Consider the following 16,069-nt stretch of genomic DNA (forward strand, 5'->3'; position numbering starts at 1 on the left):
TAAGAATTACCGCCATTGTCCCTGACTGGCAAAGACAATGACGCACATCCTGTTATCAATTTTCTGGCAAACGGGGCGTCCAGTCGATGGGGGAATCACCTTGTTGTTCCAGCAACTGATTAGTTCTGGAAAAATGATGGCATCCTAAAAAACCACGATGGGCAGATAACGGTGAAGGATGCGGTGCTTTTAGTACATGATGCCGCTGTGTATCAATAATGCTGCCTTTCTTTTGCGCATGTGACCCCCACAGCAGAAAGACGATCCCTTCCCGGTGTGCATTCAGTTTTGCTATCACCTTATCGGTGAAGGTTTCCCAACCCAGATTAGCGTGTGAATGTGCTTTGCCCGCTTCCACCGTCAATACAGTATTCAGCAGCATCACACCTTGCTGCGCCCAGCTTTGTAAAAAACCGTGCGAGGGGATCTCAAATCCGGAAATGTCGTTGGCCAGCTCTTTGTAGATATTGACCAAAGAAGGCGGAGCCGGTACACCTGGGCGCACCGAAAACGATAACCCATGCGCCTGATTAGGGCCGTGGTACGGGTCTTGCCCCAGAATCACTACCTTGACGGCGTGAAACTCAGTAAAACGAAAGGCGTTGAAGACATCTTTTTGGGGCGGATAGATCACCTTGCCTGCTACGCGTTCCTGATGAACGAACGACAACGTATTGACGAAATAGGGCTGTTCTTTCTCTTGGGCCAGCACATCGTGCCAGGTCAGGGAAGTGGTCATGGGCGGCTCTTTGTTCAATCTGCTAAGTGGCGGCAACCTGGTTGTCCGGGTCTGGCCTGATTAATCAATCCTGATGGCTAAGCTTAGCGTCAAACGCGGCAGAGTGAAAATCATTCACCGTCTTCTGCTATAGATGAATAGTGATTTGCTGAATTTTTTTAAAATTTACAAAAATAATTGCATTGCAGGGTTTGATATAAATTGATGTAAAACAATTGATTATGAATTTGGCACTAAAAGGCGCTCAATCGAAATTGACCTATATCAAAGAGTGGGTGAGTAAGGGCTGGTATACAGGTAATCAGATTCGATTGGTTTTGCGCTGACGTTAATGCCGTTGGCGAGTTGTTATCAATCGTGGATTTTGCATTCGGTTCAATAAAACGCCGCTTAACGGAGGCAATAAATGGTTACAGGTATTCAAATCACCAAAGCAAATAACAATGCCCTGGTTAATTCTTTCTGGTTGCTGGATGAAGAGAAATCTCAGGCGCGTTGCGTATGTGCCAAAGCAGATTTCAATGAAGATCAAATCGTTGCTATCAGCGAACTGGGGCAGTTCGAATATCGTGAAGTACCGCTGGAGATTAAACCGGAAGTGCGTGTGGAGGGTGGTCAGCATCTGAACGTAAACGTATTGCGCCGTGAAACGCTGGAAGATGCGGTTAAAAACCCGGAAAAATATCCGCAGCTGACCATTCGTGTGTCAGGTTATGCCGTGCGCTTCAACTCGCTGACACCTGAACAACAGCGTGACGTGATCGCCCGTACTTTTACCGAAAGCCTGTAAGCGCGAGTCGGTAAAAAAGACAATCGTCTGATCAACGCTGGTCACGAAAGTGACCAGCGTTTTTATTGGGCGTGGGGTTGGGGGCGCGGCTTTTGCCATCGCCATTTTGTGTAATGACTCATGCGACAGGCCACAATGTGTCACTAAACACAGACGCCTGCGTTGCTACACACATTACCTCGGTTGCCCCTAAACGTAAAAGGGAGCCGTTTGACTCCCTTTCCTGGCATCAACTGCCCAGATTCAGCTGTTATCCGCTGGTTTTTCTGTCGGTAGCTCAACTGATGCTGTGGCGCTGGGTTGACGGCGTTTACCAATATTTTTGCTGTCGCGGTGGCGTACCTTGACCTTCGTTTTCTGCTTTTCTTTCTCTTTTTGCTTCTGCTCTTTGCGCTTAGCCAGCACTTTTTTCGATGGCTTGCCGTTAGATTTAGGGCTTGGCGCACGGGTAGTCGGTCGTAGTTCATCCACCACGCGGGCTTTCAACGGTTCATTGAGATAACGGCCAATTTTTTCAAGCAGCAGATAATCATGCGCTTCTACCAGCGAGATGGCGCAACCCTTACGCCCCGCCCGCCCGGTACGCCCGATACGATGCAGGTAAACGTCTGACGTTCGTGGTAAATCGAAGTTGAACACGTGGCTGACGTCCTGAATATCCAGTCCGCGTGCGGCGACGTCGGTGGCAACCAATACTTTCACCCGGCCTTCGCTCAACCGTTTGATGGCTTCGTTGCGTTTAGCCTGTACCATTTCCCCTTCCAGATAGCAGGATTCGATACCAGCAGAGCGCAACCAGTCTACCAGTTCATGCACCCGCTCGCGTTTGCGCACGAACACGATGGAACGGGTTACGTCCGGCTGTTTGAGCAGGTGGCTCAGCAGTGCGGTTTTGTGCTGCACATCATCAGCGCGGTAGTACCATTGCAGGATTTTTTTACGCTCGCGCCGTGACGGTTCGGCTTCCACTTCGATAGGGTCGTTCAGCAGTCGCTCGGCAAAATCCTGAATAGCGTCGCCTTCCAGCGTTGCGGAGAACAGCATGGTTTGCTTGCGCCAGCGGGTTTCTCCGGCAATATGCTCAATGTCCTGGGCGAATCCCATGTCCAACATGCGGTCGGCTTCATCCAGAATCAGGGTTTCTACTGCACGACAGTCAAAATTTTCTTCTTTGATGTATTGCAACAGACGTCCGGTAGTGGCGACCACCACATCCTGATTCTCGCTGAATACTTCGGCGTGATTCATATAAGCCACACCGCCGGTGATGGTCGCAATATCCAGATGGGTATGTGCAGCCAGCGCCCGCGCTTGATCCGCCACTTGCATCGCCAGCTCTCGTGTTGGTGTCAGAATCAGGATTCGTGGCGGACCGGATTTTTTACGTGGAAAATCCAGCAAGTGTTGTAAAACCGGCAGCAGGTAGGCGGCGGTTTTGCCGGTTCCGGTCGGTGCGGAACCCAGCACATCCCGCCCTTCCATCGCTGGGGGAATGGCCTCGGCCTGAATGGCGGTTGGACGGCTGAAGCCCATGTCGCGCAAGGCGTCAAGCAGGCTGTCATCAAGATCAAACTCGGAAAAATTGGTCGCAGTCATGGTCTACCTCTGTTCGGGGCGCTGATTATAGACGCATTGGCGGGGTTGTTCATCTGTTTAAGCGGTATTCGCCACTTTTCCCAAGATTCTGTTTCTCCTATGCTAACCCCGTTTTGACAACAATATGGCATAGCAATGACCTTCCAGCAGCATACACCGGCTCCGCGTGCCGGCGGATTTACTTTTAAACAGTTTTTTGTGGCGCATGATCGTTGTGCGATGAAAGTCGGAACCGATGGCGTGTTGTTAGGCGCATGGGCGCCACTGCATAAGGAAACCCGGATACTTGATATCGGTTGTGGTTCAGGTTTGGTGGCCTTGATGTTGGCCCAACGCAGCGGCGGGCGGACTCCAGTAGATGGTGTAGAGTTGGATACCGCCGCCAGTGCGCAAGCCTCGGACAACGCAGCGTTATCCCCCTGGGCTGACTACATACGAATTTATCAGGCTGATATTGCCGCTTATGCTCAGGCAGCTACAGCGCGTTACTCGCTGATTGTGAGTAATCCGCCCTATTTCTCTGTGGGCGTCGATTGCGCTTCTGCCCAGCGTGCGCAGGCGCGTTATACCACTACCTTAACGCACGACGCGTTGCTGGATTGCGCCAGCCGGTTGCTTGAGTCAGGAGGGCGATTTTGCGTCGTGTTGCCGTTACAGGTGGCGGATAGTTTTTTGAGGCTGGCGCAACAGTTGGCATGGTATGCCGACATCTGGGTTGATGTGGCGGATAGCCCGGCCCGGCCAGTCAATCGGGTGCTGCTATCGTTGAGGCGACATGCCGTAGCGCTGACGCGAGCATCGTTAATCATTCGTGACGATAATCGTCACTATTCGGCGTCATTTCAGGCGTTGACGCGGGATTTCTATTTGTCGATGTGAACATTTTGTCGATGTGAGTGCTCGTTGATGTAGTTTGCCGGGTGAAAACCCGGCATGAAAACCGGCTGTATCTTCAGGGATGAAGGATGGTTGGGTATGCGTTTTCCGCGCGTTGCGGATAATCAAGCGTGTAGTGCAGTCCACGGCTCTCTTTACGTTCCAGTGCACAACGTACAATCAGTTCCGCCACCTGAACCAGATTGCGTAGCTCCAACAGGTTGTTGGAGAGGCGGAAGTGGGCATAATATTCGTTGATTTCCTGCTTTAGCAGCGTGATGCGCCGTAGCGCACGTTCCAGCCTCTTGGTTGTACGCACAATGCCTACGTAATCCCACATAAATAGCCGTAGTTCGTGCCAATTATGCTGAATCACGACCCTTTCGTCAGAGTTTTCCACCTGGCTTTCATCCCAGCGGGGCAACGATTCCACCAGCGTTTTTTCGGGTAAATGCTGCTGAATGTCTTCAGCAGCGGACCAGCCGTACACCAGACATTCCAGTAGTGAGTTCGACGCCATGCGGTTTGCGCCGTGCAGGCCGGTATAACTGACCTCGCCAATCGCATACAGGCCGTCCAGATCGGTACGCCCTTGCTGGTCAACGACCACGCCGCCGCAGGTGTAATGTGCGGCGGGAACGACAGGAATCGGCTCCTGGGTCAGGTCAATTCCCAGCGACAATAACTTCTCGTAAATAGTCGGGAAATGCTGTGTGATGAAGTCTGCGGGTTTATGGCTAATATCCAGATACATGCAGTCTACACCCAGCCGTTTCATTTCGTGGTCTATTGCACGGGCGACAATATCCCGCGGCGCCAGTTCCGCCCGTTTATCAAAGTCAGGCATAAAACGGCTGCCGTCAGGCCGTGTCAGCCAGGCGCCTTCACCACGCAGTGCTTCAGTCAATAAAAAATTGCGTGCCTGTGGGTGATACAGGCAAGTGGGATGGAATTGGTTGAACTCCATGTTCGCTACCCGGCAACCCGCTCGCCAGGCCATGGCGATACCATCTCCGGAAGAAATATCGGGGTTGGTGGTGTATTGGTAAACTTTGGCAGCGCCGCCGGTAGCGAGCACCACGGCTTTGGCGCGGCATGATTCGACATGTTCTTTTTCGCGGTTCCACAGGTAAGCGCCAACTACCCGTTTATGGCCCGGCAAGCCGAGTTTACTGGAAGTTATCAGGTCTACTGCATTGCACCGCTCCAGCAACACAATATTGGGATGCTGCCTCGCCTGATTGACCAGCGTGGTTTCCACCGCTTTGCCGGTGGCGTCAGCCGTATGAAGGATACGACGGTGGCTATGGCCCCCTTCGCGCGTAAGATGGTAGCGAGCCTCGCCGTGCGGTGTAGTTTCGGTATCGAACAACACCCCTTGATCAATCAACCACTGTACGCAATGACGAGCGTTACGGGCAATAAACGACACCGCTTCCTGATCACACAAACCGTCGCCGGCAATCAAGGTATCGTTGATATGGGCGTCGATGCTGTCGGTTTCATCGAATACGGCGGCGATCCCTCCCTGAGCGTAAAAAGTGGCACTTTCACTTAACGGTCCTTTGCTAAGCACTATCACGCGGGCATGAGGAGCCAGACGGAGCGCCAGCGATAATCCTGCTGCGCCGCTGCCGATGATCAGCACATCACAAGAGTAATCTGTAATAGAAGACATTATGGCTGTTGTTTAGTTTATAAAACAGTATTTTTGAATTTAGCACGATATTTATCTTAAATGTATTTTTTTGTTTTTTATATTAAACAACGTTGGTAGGTAAAGGCAGAACGGGGTGCCAGCAGCGGGCTTTTGACGTATGATTTGCCGGTTATGTGGGGAAAGGAACGAGAATAAAACCCCGCGGAAAGCGGCACTGTGGCGTGTGGCAGGCATCTGGCTGAATGCAAAAAATGCTTCATGTAGCGGAACTTTATGACAGAAAAAGACTCCAACCCAGTGCTTGCTCGATTTCAGACATATGGCTGGCAGTACGTGACTTAGGCGTGGTGACACGGTTTTGGGGAGACATGATCTCGGATGAGCGAGCAGTTAGCGGATCAGGTGCTGGTTGAGCGGGTCCAGAATGGCGATAGTAAGGCGTTTAATCTACTGGTCGTTCGTTATCAGCATAAAGTAGCGAGTCTGGTATCGCGTTACGTTCCAGCCGGGGATGTGCCCGATGTGGTGCAGGAGTCGTTTATCAAAGCCTATCGCGCGCTGGAATCGTTTCGTGGCGAGAGCGCCTTCTATACCTGGCTGTACCGTATTGCCGTCAACACGGCGAAAAATTATCTGGTGGCTCAGGGGCGGCGTCCTCCCTCCAGCGATGTGGACGCCAACGACGCTGAAAATTATGAAAATGCCAGCGCGTTGAAAGAAATATCGAACCCTGAGAATTTAATGTTGTCTGAAGAGTTACGACGAATCGTTTTCCATACTATTGAGTCATTGCCTGAGGATTTACGTCTGGCAATTACATTGCGTGAATTGGATGGGCTGAGTTATGAAGAAATTGCCGACATTATGGACTGCCCGGTCGGCACTGTTCGTTCACGCATATTCCGCGCACGGGAAGCGATTGATAATAAAGTGCAACCGCTTATTCAGCGTTAGCTTGTTCTTAACGTTACTCATGACGGATTTGACAAGGTAAGGTGAAGTTATGCAGAAAGAAAAGCTTTCCGCTTTAATGGATGGTGAGGCAGTGGACAGTGCGCTGCTGGGTGCCTTGTCGAAAGACGACAAGTTGCAACAACACTGGCAGCGTTACCATCTGGTCCGCGACACACTGCGTGGCGATGTCAGCGAAACGCTGATGCATGTCGATATCGCTGCACGTGTGGCTGTCGCTATCGAACAAGAGCCGGTGCAGTTCAAGGCGCAGGTGGTAACGGAATCCCAGCCTCATCCCCGTACCTGGCAGGCGTTGTCGTTCTGGCACAACGTTCGTCCGCTGGCCAGCCATCTGACGCAAATTGGCGTGGCGGCGTGCGTTTCGCTGGCAGTGATTGTGGGTGTACAGCACTACCAGCAAAACAGCGCTATGGGCGATAATAGTGTAGCGGAATCGACGCCTGCGCTTAGCACGCTGCCGGTAATGGGTGGCTCGGCTTCCCCGGTCAGCCTGAGCGTGCCGGCAGAGAATAGTGTGGCGCATAGCGGGCAGCGTCAGATGCAGGCGCAGCATGAGCGCATCAATGCGTTGCTGCAGGATTATGAACTGCAACGCCGTGTGCATTCCGATCAACTCCAGTTGCAGCAGCAAGGGAGCCAGCAGCAGGCTGCCGTACAGGTGCCTGGTACTCAGTCATTAGGAATTCAACCGCAGTAATGAAGCGTTACTGGTTTGCCGCATGTGTATTGCTGAGCAGCCTGTCTTATTCCTCTCTCGCCCCGGCAAGCGATTCCGGGGCGTTGTTGCAGCAGATGAGCAGCGCCAGCCGGTCATTGAGTTACGAGATTTATTACATCAGTGTTTCCCGGCAGGGCATTGAGTCATTGCGTTACCGTCATTCGGTGCAAAATGGCGAAGCACTGGCTGAACTCATTCATTTGGACGGTCCTAAGCGCGAAGTGATTCAGCGTGGCGGGGACATCAGCTATTTCGAAGCAGATGCTGAACCCTTTACCTTGTCAGGCGATCATATTGTTGATGCGCTGCCAGCCTTGATTTTCGCTAATGTGGAGCGACTGTCCGCTTATTACGATTTTATCCCTACCGGTCGTATTCGTCTGGCTGATCGTCAGGGCGATGTGGTGAGAATCGTCTCCAGGGACGGCACCCGTTTCAGTTATATCGTCTGTCTTGATGCGGAGTCACGCCTGCCGTTACGTGTCGACCTGCTTGATCAAAATGGTGAGCTGCTGGAGCAGTTTCGGGCTATTTCTGTCACGGTGGATAAAACGGTGCAGATTGCCATGAAGCCGCTGGATAAGGTTACTCAGCCGCCGTTGCTCAGCATCCCCACCTCATCTGGCGCTAATTTCAACTGGATGCCGGAATGGTTGCCGGTTGGTGTGGAGGAGGTGTCACGTAGCCAGCGACCGTTGCCGGGAATCACTGGCCTTGCGGAATCGCGTCTTTACAGTGATGGATTGTTCAGTTTTTCCATTAATATCAGCCCGGCAGGAGAGAATCACCCTGATCAAAATGCGTCGCTGGGCCGCCGAACCATCCACACCGAAATACGAGATAATCGGGAAATTACTGTGATTGGCGAATTGCCGCTGGCAACCGCCAAGCGTATTGCAGATAACGTGTTATTCAAGGCGCAGCCATGATCAAAGAATGGGCGACGGTGGTTTCCTGGCAGGCGGGCACCGCTGTGTTGCGCTGTGAACAACGTTCTGGTTGCCAGAGTTGCCAGTCTCGCATGTCCTGTGGTACTGGTGTGCTGAACCAGATTGGTGGAGCCGCAATACATCAATTGGCGGTGTCGTATCCGCAACCGTTGCTGCCAGGTCAACGGGTCGAAATTGGTCTGGCAGAATCCAGTTTGTTGCGTTCTGCGATGCTGGTTTACCTGTTACCGCTGTTGGGGCTAATGCTGGGGGCGGCGTTGATGCAGCACTGGCTGCACAGCGATCTGATGGCTGTGGTGGGTGCATTCGCTGGTGTGGCGGTGAGTTTCGCTGCGGTAAAGCGGTTATCAGCGAAAATTGACAATAATCAGCGTTATCAACCGGTGATTCTGCAGGTCTGTTTGCCCGAAAACCTGTTGCGAACCGATGTCACCTTGGAGCGCTGAAACGCCCTCAGTCAGCCGGATTGCTGGCGAGTTGGTATTCTGGTTTTTTCCTTTTAATGACTTTTTACCTCTGCTTTCATCTTCTCATCCATAACCTTGTCATAATCAATGAATTGATTAGATGCGCCATGACTAGGTTTTCCACCGTATGGCATGTAGAATGCTGCGATTCAGGTATATGACGACAGTAGCTATGGCTGTCATCACATTGCGGTGCCGTTCGGCAAGAATTTCAGAAATACCAAGGTAGAAAAATTTTTATAATGAAGCATATACGAAATTTCTCCATTATTGCTCACATCGACCACGGTAAGTCGACACTCTCTGACCGCATTATTCAAATTTGTGGTGGCTTGTCTGAACGTGAAATGGAAGCGCAGGTGCTGGATTCCATGGATCTGGAGCGTGAGCGCGGTATTACCATCAAAGCTCAGAGCGTGACGCTGGATTACAACGCTTCCGATGGTCAGACCTATCAGTTGAATTTTATTGATACCCCTGGACACGTTGACTTTTCCTATGAAGTTTCCCGCTCGCTGGCAGCCTGTGAAGGGGCGTTGCTGGTGGTGGATGCCGGGCAAGGGGTTGAAGCCCAGACACTGGCTAACTGTTATACCGCGATCGAAATGGATCTTGAGGTAGTGCCGGTGCTGAACAAGATTGACCTGCCGGCAGCGGACCCTGATCGCGTCAGCCAGGAAATCGAAGATATCGTGGGGATTGATGCGACCGATGCGGTGCGTTGCTCCGCCAAGACTGGCGTAGGCGTACCGGATGTTCTTGAGCGTCTGGTGCGCGACATTCCGCCGCCGGAAGGCGACCCGGAAGCGCCGCTGCAGGCGCTGATTATCGACTCCTGGTTCGATAACTATCTGGGCGTGGTATCGCTTATCCGTATCAAGAACGGTACTCTGCGTAAGGGTGACAAGATCAAGGTGATGAGTACCGGTCAGGTGTATAACGCTGAACGCCTGGGGATTTTCACGCCTAAGCAGGTGGACCGCGATGTCTTGCAGTGTGGTGAAGTCGGCTGGTTAGTGTGTGCCATTAAAGACATCCTCGGCGCGCCGGTGGGCGATACCCTAACGCTGGCGCGTAAACCGGCTGAAACACCGTTACCGGGCTTTAAAAAAGTAAAACCGCAGGTGTATGCCGGCTTATTCCCGGTTAGTTCCGACGACTATGAAGCTTTCCGTGACGCACTGGGCAAACTCAGCCTGAATGATGCTTCCTTGTTCTACGAACCGGAAAGCTCTACCGCACTGGGTTTCGGCTTCCGTTGTGGTTTCCTTGGGCTTTTGCATATGGAGATCATTCAGGAGCGTCTGGAGCGTGAATACGATCTTGACCTCATCACCACTGCGCCTACGGTGGTATACGAGGTTAAAACCACCAGTAACGACGTTATCTATGTTGATAGCCCGTCCAAACTGCCGCCGGTCAATAATATCGACGAGTTGCGTGAACCGATTGCCGAGTGCCATATGCTGTTGCCGCAGGAATATCTGGGCAACGTGATTACCCTGTGTGTAGAAAAACGTGGCGTGCAGACCAATATGGTTTATCACGGCAACCAGGTGGCGCTGACCTATGAAATTCCAATGGCGGAAGTGGTGCTTGATTTCTTTGACCGTCTGAAATCGACTTCCCGCGGTTATGCCTCGTTGGATTATGGCTTTAAGCGCTTCCAGGCATCGGACATGGTGCGAGTGGACGTACTGATCAACAGCGAACGTGTGGACGCGCTGGCGTTGATCACTCACCGTGACAACTCGATGTACCGTGGTCGTGAGCTGGTGGAGAAGATGAAAGATCTGATCCCGCGTCAGCAGTTCGATATCGCGATTCAGGCAGCCATCGGTAACCATATTATTGCTCGTTCTACCGTGAAACAGTTACGTAAAAACGTTCTGGCAAAATGTTACGGTGGTGACGTTAGCCGTAAGAAGAAATTGCTGCAGAAACAGAAGGAAGGGAAGAAACGCATGAAACAGGTAGGCAACGTCGAGCTGCCGCAGGAAGCGTTTTTGGCCATTCTGCATGTTGGAAAAGAAAGCAAATAACCCTGAGGAGTTGGCATGGCCAATATGTTTGCTCTGATTTTGGCATTAGCAACGCTGGTGACCGGCGTTGTCTGGTGTCTGGAGCGGTTCAAATGGGCGCCAGCGCGGCGCTCTAAAGTTTCCGCACTAAGTCAGCAGGTTAATGGTGTCGTCGACGAGAAAACGCTGGCGAACAGCATCAAACAGCCGGGTTGGATTGAAACGTTTGCGTCGGTTTTTCCGGTGTTGGCGTTGGTGTTTGTGGTGCGTTCGTTCATTTTCGAGCCGTTTCAAATCCCTTCTGGTTCGATGATGCCGACGTTGTTGATCGGGGATTTCATTCTGGTCGAAAAATTTGCCTACGGTCTTAAAGACCCGATAACCCAAACCACTCTGATTGAAACCGGACATCCTAAGCGCGGCGATATTGCGGTATTCAAATACCCTGGAGATCCGCGTTTGGATTACATCAAGCGTGTTGTGGGGTTACCGGGTGATCGCGTCAGTTATGACCCGATAGCCAAGCAGGTTACTATTCAGCCTGGATGTGGTGACAAGCAAATCTGTAGCAGTGCCCTGCCGGTGACCTACAGTAATGTCGAGCCTAGCGATTTTGTGCAGACATTTAGCGGGAGTGGCCGCGAGATGACCAGTGGTTTTTATCAGATTCCGCTGGAGCAGAAAAGTGAAGGCATCCGTATGGCCGCACGCAAGGAAACATTGGGTGAGGTGACGCATAACATCCTTACCGTACCCGGCGCTCAGGATCAGTTAGGCATGTATTACCAGCAACCCCGTCAGTCGCTGGGGACGTGGGTGGTGCCAGCAGGGCATTACTTCATGATGGGGGATAATCGCGATAATAGTGCAGACAGCCGTTATTGGGGATTTGTGCCGGAACGAAATCTGGTGGGTAAGGCAACGGCCATCTGGATGAGCTTTGAAAAACAAGAAGGTGAATGGCCTACTGGCGTACGGTTAAGCCGTATTGGCGGTATTCATTAATCGAATGTAAATAAACTCGCAGCATATTTGCGACTTCCGTTGTAGAATATTTCTGAATAATAAATGCTGGCTCCCGGGCGGGAGCCACTGCAAACGAAACAGTTTTGACTTAATTAAGTGGCAAGGCAGGGCTGTTCCGTATGCTGTTGTTTAAAAAGGCATTATAGATCTATTGGTAACACATGAACCCCATCCTGATAAATCGTTTACAAAAAAAGCTGGGCTATACTTTCCAACAATATGACCTTTTATTGCAGGCGCTAACTCACCGCAGTGCCAGCAGTAAACATAACGAGCGACTGGAGTTCCTGGGGGATTCCATTCTGAGTTTCGTTATCGCTAATGCGTTGTATCACCGTTTTCCTCGTGTGGATGAAGGCGATATGAGCCGAATGCGTGCGACATTGGTGCGCGGTAATACGCTGGCGGAAATTGCCCGAGAGTTTGAATTAGGTGAATGCCTGCGTCTTGGTCCCGGTGAATTAAAAAGCGGGGGCTTTCGTCGGGAGTCGATTCTCGCGGATACCGTGGAAGCGTTGATTGGTGGCGTATTCCTGGACAGCAATATTCAAACCGTTGAGCGACTGATTCTGACGTGGTATCAGACCCGTCTGGATGAGATAAGTCCAGGCGATAAGCAAAAAGATCCGAAAACCCGCTTGCAGGAGTTCCTGCAGGGACGCCACTTGCCATTGCCTACCTATCTGGTGGTGCAGGTTCGCGGCGAGGCGCACGATCAGGAATTTACTATTCATTGCCAGGTCAGCGGGTTCAGCGAGCCGGTAGTGGGTACTGGGTCAAGCCGTCGCAAAGCTGAGCAGGCTGCGGCGGAACAGGCCTTGAAAAAGCTGGAGCTTGAATGAGCGAAGAACAGACCTACTGCGGCTTTGTCGCGATTGTTGGCCGACCAAACGTCGGTAAATCCACGTTGCTGAACCAGTTGCTGGGGCAGAAGATATCCATCACCTCCCGCAAGCCGCAGACGACCCGCCATCGTATTATGGGTATCCACACAGAAGGACCGTATCAGGCTATCTATGTGGATACACCGGGGCTGCACATCGAAGAAAAGCGTGCTATCAACCGCCTGATGAATCGTGCCGCCAGCAGTTCAATCGGTGATGTGGAACTGATCATCTTCGTGGTGGAAGGCACTCACTGGACTGATGATGACGAAATGGTGGTAAACAAACTGCGCGAACAGAAAGCGCCGGTGCTGTTGGCCATCAATAAAGTGGATAACGTGGCGGATAAAACGAAACTGTTGCCACATATCCAGATGCTGAGTGAAAAGATGAATTTCCTCGATGTGGTACCGATTTCTGCTGAGAAAGGCACCAATGTTGATACCATCGCGGCGATTGTGCGCAAGCATCTGCCACAGGCTATTCACCATTTTCCGGAAGATTATATTACTGATCGCTCACAGCGGTTCATGGCCTCGGAAATCATTCGTGAAAAGCTGATGCGCTTTCTGGGTGAAGAACTGCCGTACTCGGTTACGGTGGAAATCGAACGTTTTGTTGCCAACGAACGTGGTGGCTACGACATCAATGGCCTGATTCTGGTGGAACGCGAAGGGCAGAAGAAGATGGTGATTGGCAATAAAGGCGCCAAGATTAAAACCATCGGTATCGAAGCACGCCAGGATATGGAGCAAATGTTTGATGCGAAAGTCCATCTGGAACTGTGGGTGAAGGTGAAATCCGGCTGGGCGGACGATGAGCGTGCGCTACGTAGCCTGGGTTATATTGACGATCTCTAAGGCTTGTGCCGATGGAAGGCTGGCAACGCGCGTTTGTCTTGCATGGGCGACCTTACAGCGAAACCAGCCTGCTGCTGGATCTGTTTTCTGAAAATGAAGGCCGTGTGCGTGTGCTGGCGAAAGGCGCCCGTGCACGGCGCTCCAGTCTTAAAGGCGCTCTTCAGCCTTTTACGCCGTTGCTGGTACGTTGGGGTGGGCGAGGTGAAGTTAAAACCTTGCGTAACGCTGAGCCGGTTTCTCTGGCGTTGCCACTGAGTGGCTCGCTGCTCTATAGCGGCTTGTACGTGAATGAGCTGCTGACACGGGTGCTGGAACTGGAAACCAATTATTCCGCTCTGTTTTTCGATTATCTTCATTGTTTACAACAATTGGCGGCGGCCAGTGGCTCATCTGAACCTGCTTTGCGGCGCTTTGAACTGGCGTTGCTGGAGCATCTTGGTTATGGCGTTGATTTTCTTCACTGTGCCGGCAGCGGTGAACCGGTTGCCGATACCATGACCTATCGTTACCGGTCAGAAAAAGGTTTTATTGCGAGTTTGGTCGTGGACAACCTCAGTTTCACTGGACGTGAACTGCGGGCACTGGCGTCAAGGGAGTTTCCAGACATTGATGCCCTGCGTGCAGCCAAGCGTTTTACCCGTATGGCGCTGAAACCTTATCTTGGTGGTAAGCCACTGAAAAGCCGGGAGCTATTTCGGCAGTTTATGCCTAAGCCCTATAAAGCTGACCCGGATGAAAAGATCTAGAATTGCCTGGGTATCGTCAGATGCCGCTGGCGTGTACACTGCGGCAAAGACTTATTGTTGAAGGATGGATCATGGCTGAGTTGTTGTTGGGCGTAAATATTGATCATATAGCTACCCTGCGTAATGCCCGTGGTACGGCGTATCCCGATCCAATACAAGCAGCGTTTGTGGCGGAGCAGGCAGGGGCTGACGGTATCACCGTCCACTTGCGCGAAGACCGTCGCCATATTACTGATCGCGATGTACGTTTGTTGCGCCAGACCATACAGACTCGTATGAATCTGGAGATGGCGGTAACGGATGAAATGCTGGCGATAGCCTGTGAATTGAAACCACATTTTTGTTGTCTGGTGCCGGAAAAACGTCAGGAAGTGACGACAGAAGGTGGGCTGGATGTTGCAGGCCAGCTCGACCGTATCACTGCCGCGGTGACACAATTGCGTGACGCAGGTATTCAGGTTTCGCTGTTTATTGATGCTGATCATGCACAGATTGATGCCGCAGTTACCAGTGGAGCGCCTTATATTGAAATCCATACTGGCGCTTATGCTGATGCGCAAAGCGATGTAGCCCGGCAACACGAATTTGAGCGTATCCGCGATGCGGCTACTTATGCTGCGGCCCGCGGCATCAAGGTCAATGCTGGCCATGGGCTGACTTATCATAATGTGCAGCCGATTGCCGCGTTGCCGGAAATGCATGAACTCAATATCGGTCATGCCATTGTTGGACGCGCAGTGATGAGTGGTCTGGCACCGGCAGTGGCGGAGATGAAAACGCTAATGCGGGAAGCCCGACGCTAATGGCGATTTTGGGACTCGGCACGGATATTGTCGAAATCGCCCGTATTGAGGCGATCACTGGGCGTTCCGGTGATCGCCTCGCCCGGCGTGTACTCAGTGAGCAGGAGTGGTTGCAGTATCAGGCCCATTCGCAACCGATTCGTTTTCTGGCCAAACGCTTTGCGGTCAAAGAGGCCGCGGCTAAAGCGCTGGGCACTGGTATCCGTGATGGCCTGGCGTTTGCACAGTTTGAAGTGGCGAATGACGAACTGGGTAAACCCTGTTTACGGTTTCTTGCGCGTGCTGCTGAACTGGCTGAAAAGATGGGGGTTAGGCACGTACATGTATCGCTGGCGGATGAACGACACTACGCCTGTGCTACCGTGATTATTGAAGGGGGCGATTGTTCGCCCTTGCGCTGAACGTGATTACAGCTGGTCTGCATGGTGGAGCAGAACAAATTTTTCCCACAGTTGATCGTGGCTCTCTTGGTGGTTAATGTCTTTGAGGATGGTGTTGTCAATCGGGCAGACCTTCTGGCAAGTCGGGGTATCATAATGCCCAACACACTCGGTACAGCGTAGCGGGTCAATTTCATAGATCTCATCCCCCATCGATATGGCCTGATTGGGGCATTCCGGCTCACACATATCGCAGTTAATGCATTTCGCGGTAATTAGCAGCGCCATGTTTTCTTTCCTTTCATCAATCAGCCCTGATTATACGCTGCCGCGAGCCGGTTACACAGCATTGCTATGGTATAAACGACATAACGAGAGGTGAAGGGATAAAAAAAGGGTTTATTTTCTTGATTGAGAGACTATACGACGAAAAGATTAATCACTATTATGCGTTTATAGTGCATAATTTTTCATAGTAATTTGATATCAAAAAACAAAAATTCTCATGCAATGTATCCGTCATATTTACTTTGTACTGTAATTACAGCCTGCCTTTATAAAGATTGTTGAGGCAGAAT

The 16,069-nt window shown here is 51.6% G+C and carries 17 protein-coding genes; 13 read left to right on the top strand and 4 right to left on the bottom strand.

Annotation, left to right across the window (positions count from 1 at the left end; genetic code table 11):
- Positions 1 to 55: 55 nt before the first annotated feature.
- On the bottom strand, positions 56 to 739 hold the full coding sequence (gene ung / locus Dpoa569_RS04435) for a uracil-DNA glycosylase (protein WP_042872190.1): 684 nt from the start codon (positions 737 to 739) through the stop codon (positions 56 to 58).
- 406 nt (positions 740 to 1,145) lie between these two features.
- Here ung and grcA point away from each other — a divergent pair, with 406 nt between their 5' ends.
- A complete protein-coding gene (gene grcA / locus Dpoa569_RS04440) occupies positions 1,146 to 1,529 on the top strand; it encodes an autonomous glycyl radical cofactor GrcA (protein ID WP_042872188.1) in 384 nt (127 codons plus the stop codon).
- 243 nt (positions 1,530 to 1,772) lie between these two features.
- Here grcA and srmB read toward each other — a convergent pair whose 3' ends face one another.
- The gene (gene srmB / locus Dpoa569_RS04445; protein ID WP_042872185.1) at positions 1,773 to 3,125 is read right to left on the bottom strand and encodes an ATP-dependent RNA helicase SrmB; all 1,353 of its coding nucleotides are present in this window, start codon (positions 3,123 to 3,125) and stop codon (positions 1,773 to 1,775) included.
- 135 nt (positions 3,126 to 3,260) lie between these two features.
- Between srmB and trmN the strand changes: the two genes are divergently transcribed.
- Complete coding sequence (gene trmN / locus Dpoa569_RS04450) at positions 3,261 to 4,004, top strand: tRNA(1)(Val) (adenine(37)-N(6))-methyltransferase TrmN (protein ID WP_042872182.1); 744 nt, start codon at positions 3,261 to 3,263, stop codon at positions 4,002 to 4,004.
- A gap of 73 nt (positions 4,005 to 4,077) precedes the next feature.
- Here trmN and nadB read toward each other — a convergent pair whose 3' ends face one another.
- A complete protein-coding gene (gene nadB, locus Dpoa569_RS04455; protein ID WP_042872179.1) occupies positions 4,078 to 5,679 on the bottom strand; it encodes an L-aspartate oxidase in 1,602 nt (533 codons plus the stop codon).
- A 360-nt stretch (positions 5,680 to 6,039) separates the two neighbouring features.
- Between nadB and rpoE the strand changes: the two genes are divergently transcribed.
- The 11 genes from rpoE (at position 6,040) to acpS (ending at position 15,512) form a co-directional block, all read left to right on the top strand.
- Complete coding sequence (gene rpoE, locus Dpoa569_RS04460; RefSeq protein ID WP_042872177.1) at positions 6,040 to 6,615, top strand: RNA polymerase sigma factor RpoE; 576 nt, start codon at positions 6,040 to 6,042, stop codon at positions 6,613 to 6,615.
- Positions 6,616 to 6,664: 49 nt separating this feature from the next.
- Positions 6,665 to 7,333 carry an anti-sigma-E factor RseA gene (rseA, locus tag Dpoa569_RS04465; protein ID WP_042872175.1) on the top strand — a complete coding sequence of 223 codons (669 nt, stop codon included), beginning with the start codon at positions 6,665 to 6,667 and terminating at the stop codon, positions 7,331 to 7,333.
- A complete protein-coding gene (gene rseB / locus Dpoa569_RS04470) occupies positions 7,333 to 8,283 on the top strand; it encodes a sigma-E factor regulatory protein RseB (RefSeq protein WP_042872173.1) in 951 nt (316 codons plus the stop codon). Before rseA ends, rseB begins: the two co-directional genes overlap by 1 nt.
- Entirely contained in the window at positions 8,280 to 8,750 is a 471-nt protein-coding gene (gene rseC, locus Dpoa569_RS04475; protein ID WP_042872171.1) for a SoxR-reducing system protein RseC, read from the top strand. Before rseB ends, rseC begins: the two co-directional genes overlap by 4 nt.
- Positions 8,751 to 9,013: 263 nt before the next feature.
- The gene (gene lepA, locus Dpoa569_RS04480; protein ID WP_042872169.1) at positions 9,014 to 10,813 is read left to right on the top strand and encodes a translation elongation factor 4; all 1,800 of its coding nucleotides are present in this window, start codon (positions 9,014 to 9,016) and stop codon (positions 10,811 to 10,813) included.
- A gap of 15 nt (positions 10,814 to 10,828) precedes the next feature.
- Entirely contained in the window at positions 10,829 to 11,797 is a 969-nt protein-coding gene (gene lepB / locus Dpoa569_RS04485; RefSeq protein WP_042872167.1) for a signal peptidase I, read from the top strand.
- A gap of 182 nt (positions 11,798 to 11,979) precedes the next feature.
- Complete coding sequence (gene rnc / locus Dpoa569_RS04490) at positions 11,980 to 12,660, top strand: ribonuclease III (RefSeq protein ID WP_042872165.1); 681 nt, start codon at positions 11,980 to 11,982, stop codon at positions 12,658 to 12,660.
- Entirely contained in the window at positions 12,657 to 13,562 is a 906-nt protein-coding gene (era, locus tag Dpoa569_RS04495; protein WP_042872163.1) for a GTPase Era, read from the top strand. The genes rnc and era overlap by 4 nt, the downstream gene beginning before the upstream one ends.
- An 11-nt stretch (positions 13,563 to 13,573) precedes the next feature.
- Positions 13,574 to 14,308, top strand: a complete 735-nt coding sequence (gene recO / locus Dpoa569_RS04500) for a DNA repair protein RecO (RefSeq protein WP_042872161.1) — start codon at positions 13,574 to 13,576, stop codon at positions 14,306 to 14,308.
- A 71-nt stretch (positions 14,309 to 14,379) separates the two neighbouring features.
- On the top strand, positions 14,380 to 15,111 hold the full coding sequence (gene pdxJ, locus Dpoa569_RS04505) for a pyridoxine 5'-phosphate synthase (RefSeq protein ID WP_042872158.1): 732 nt from the start codon (positions 14,380 to 14,382) through the stop codon (positions 15,109 to 15,111).
- Positions 15,111 to 15,512 (top strand): holo-ACP synthase, encoded by a 402-nt coding sequence (gene acpS, locus Dpoa569_RS04510; protein ID WP_042872156.1) that lies wholly within the window; start codon positions 15,111 to 15,113, stop codon positions 15,510 to 15,512. The genes pdxJ and acpS overlap by 1 nt, the downstream gene beginning before the upstream one ends.
- 6 nt (positions 15,513 to 15,518) lie before the next feature.
- Here acpS and Dpoa569_RS04515 read toward each other — a convergent pair whose 3' ends face one another.
- Entirely contained in the window at positions 15,519 to 15,779 is a 261-nt protein-coding gene (locus tag Dpoa569_RS04515; RefSeq protein WP_042872154.1) for a YfhL family 4Fe-4S dicluster ferredoxin, read from the bottom strand.
- Positions 15,780 to 16,069 lie beyond the last annotated feature (290 nt).

This window comes from Dickeya poaceiphila, from assembly GCF_007858975.2.
Lineage (GTDB): Bacteria > Pseudomonadota > Gammaproteobacteria > Enterobacterales > Enterobacteriaceae > Dickeya > Dickeya poaceiphila.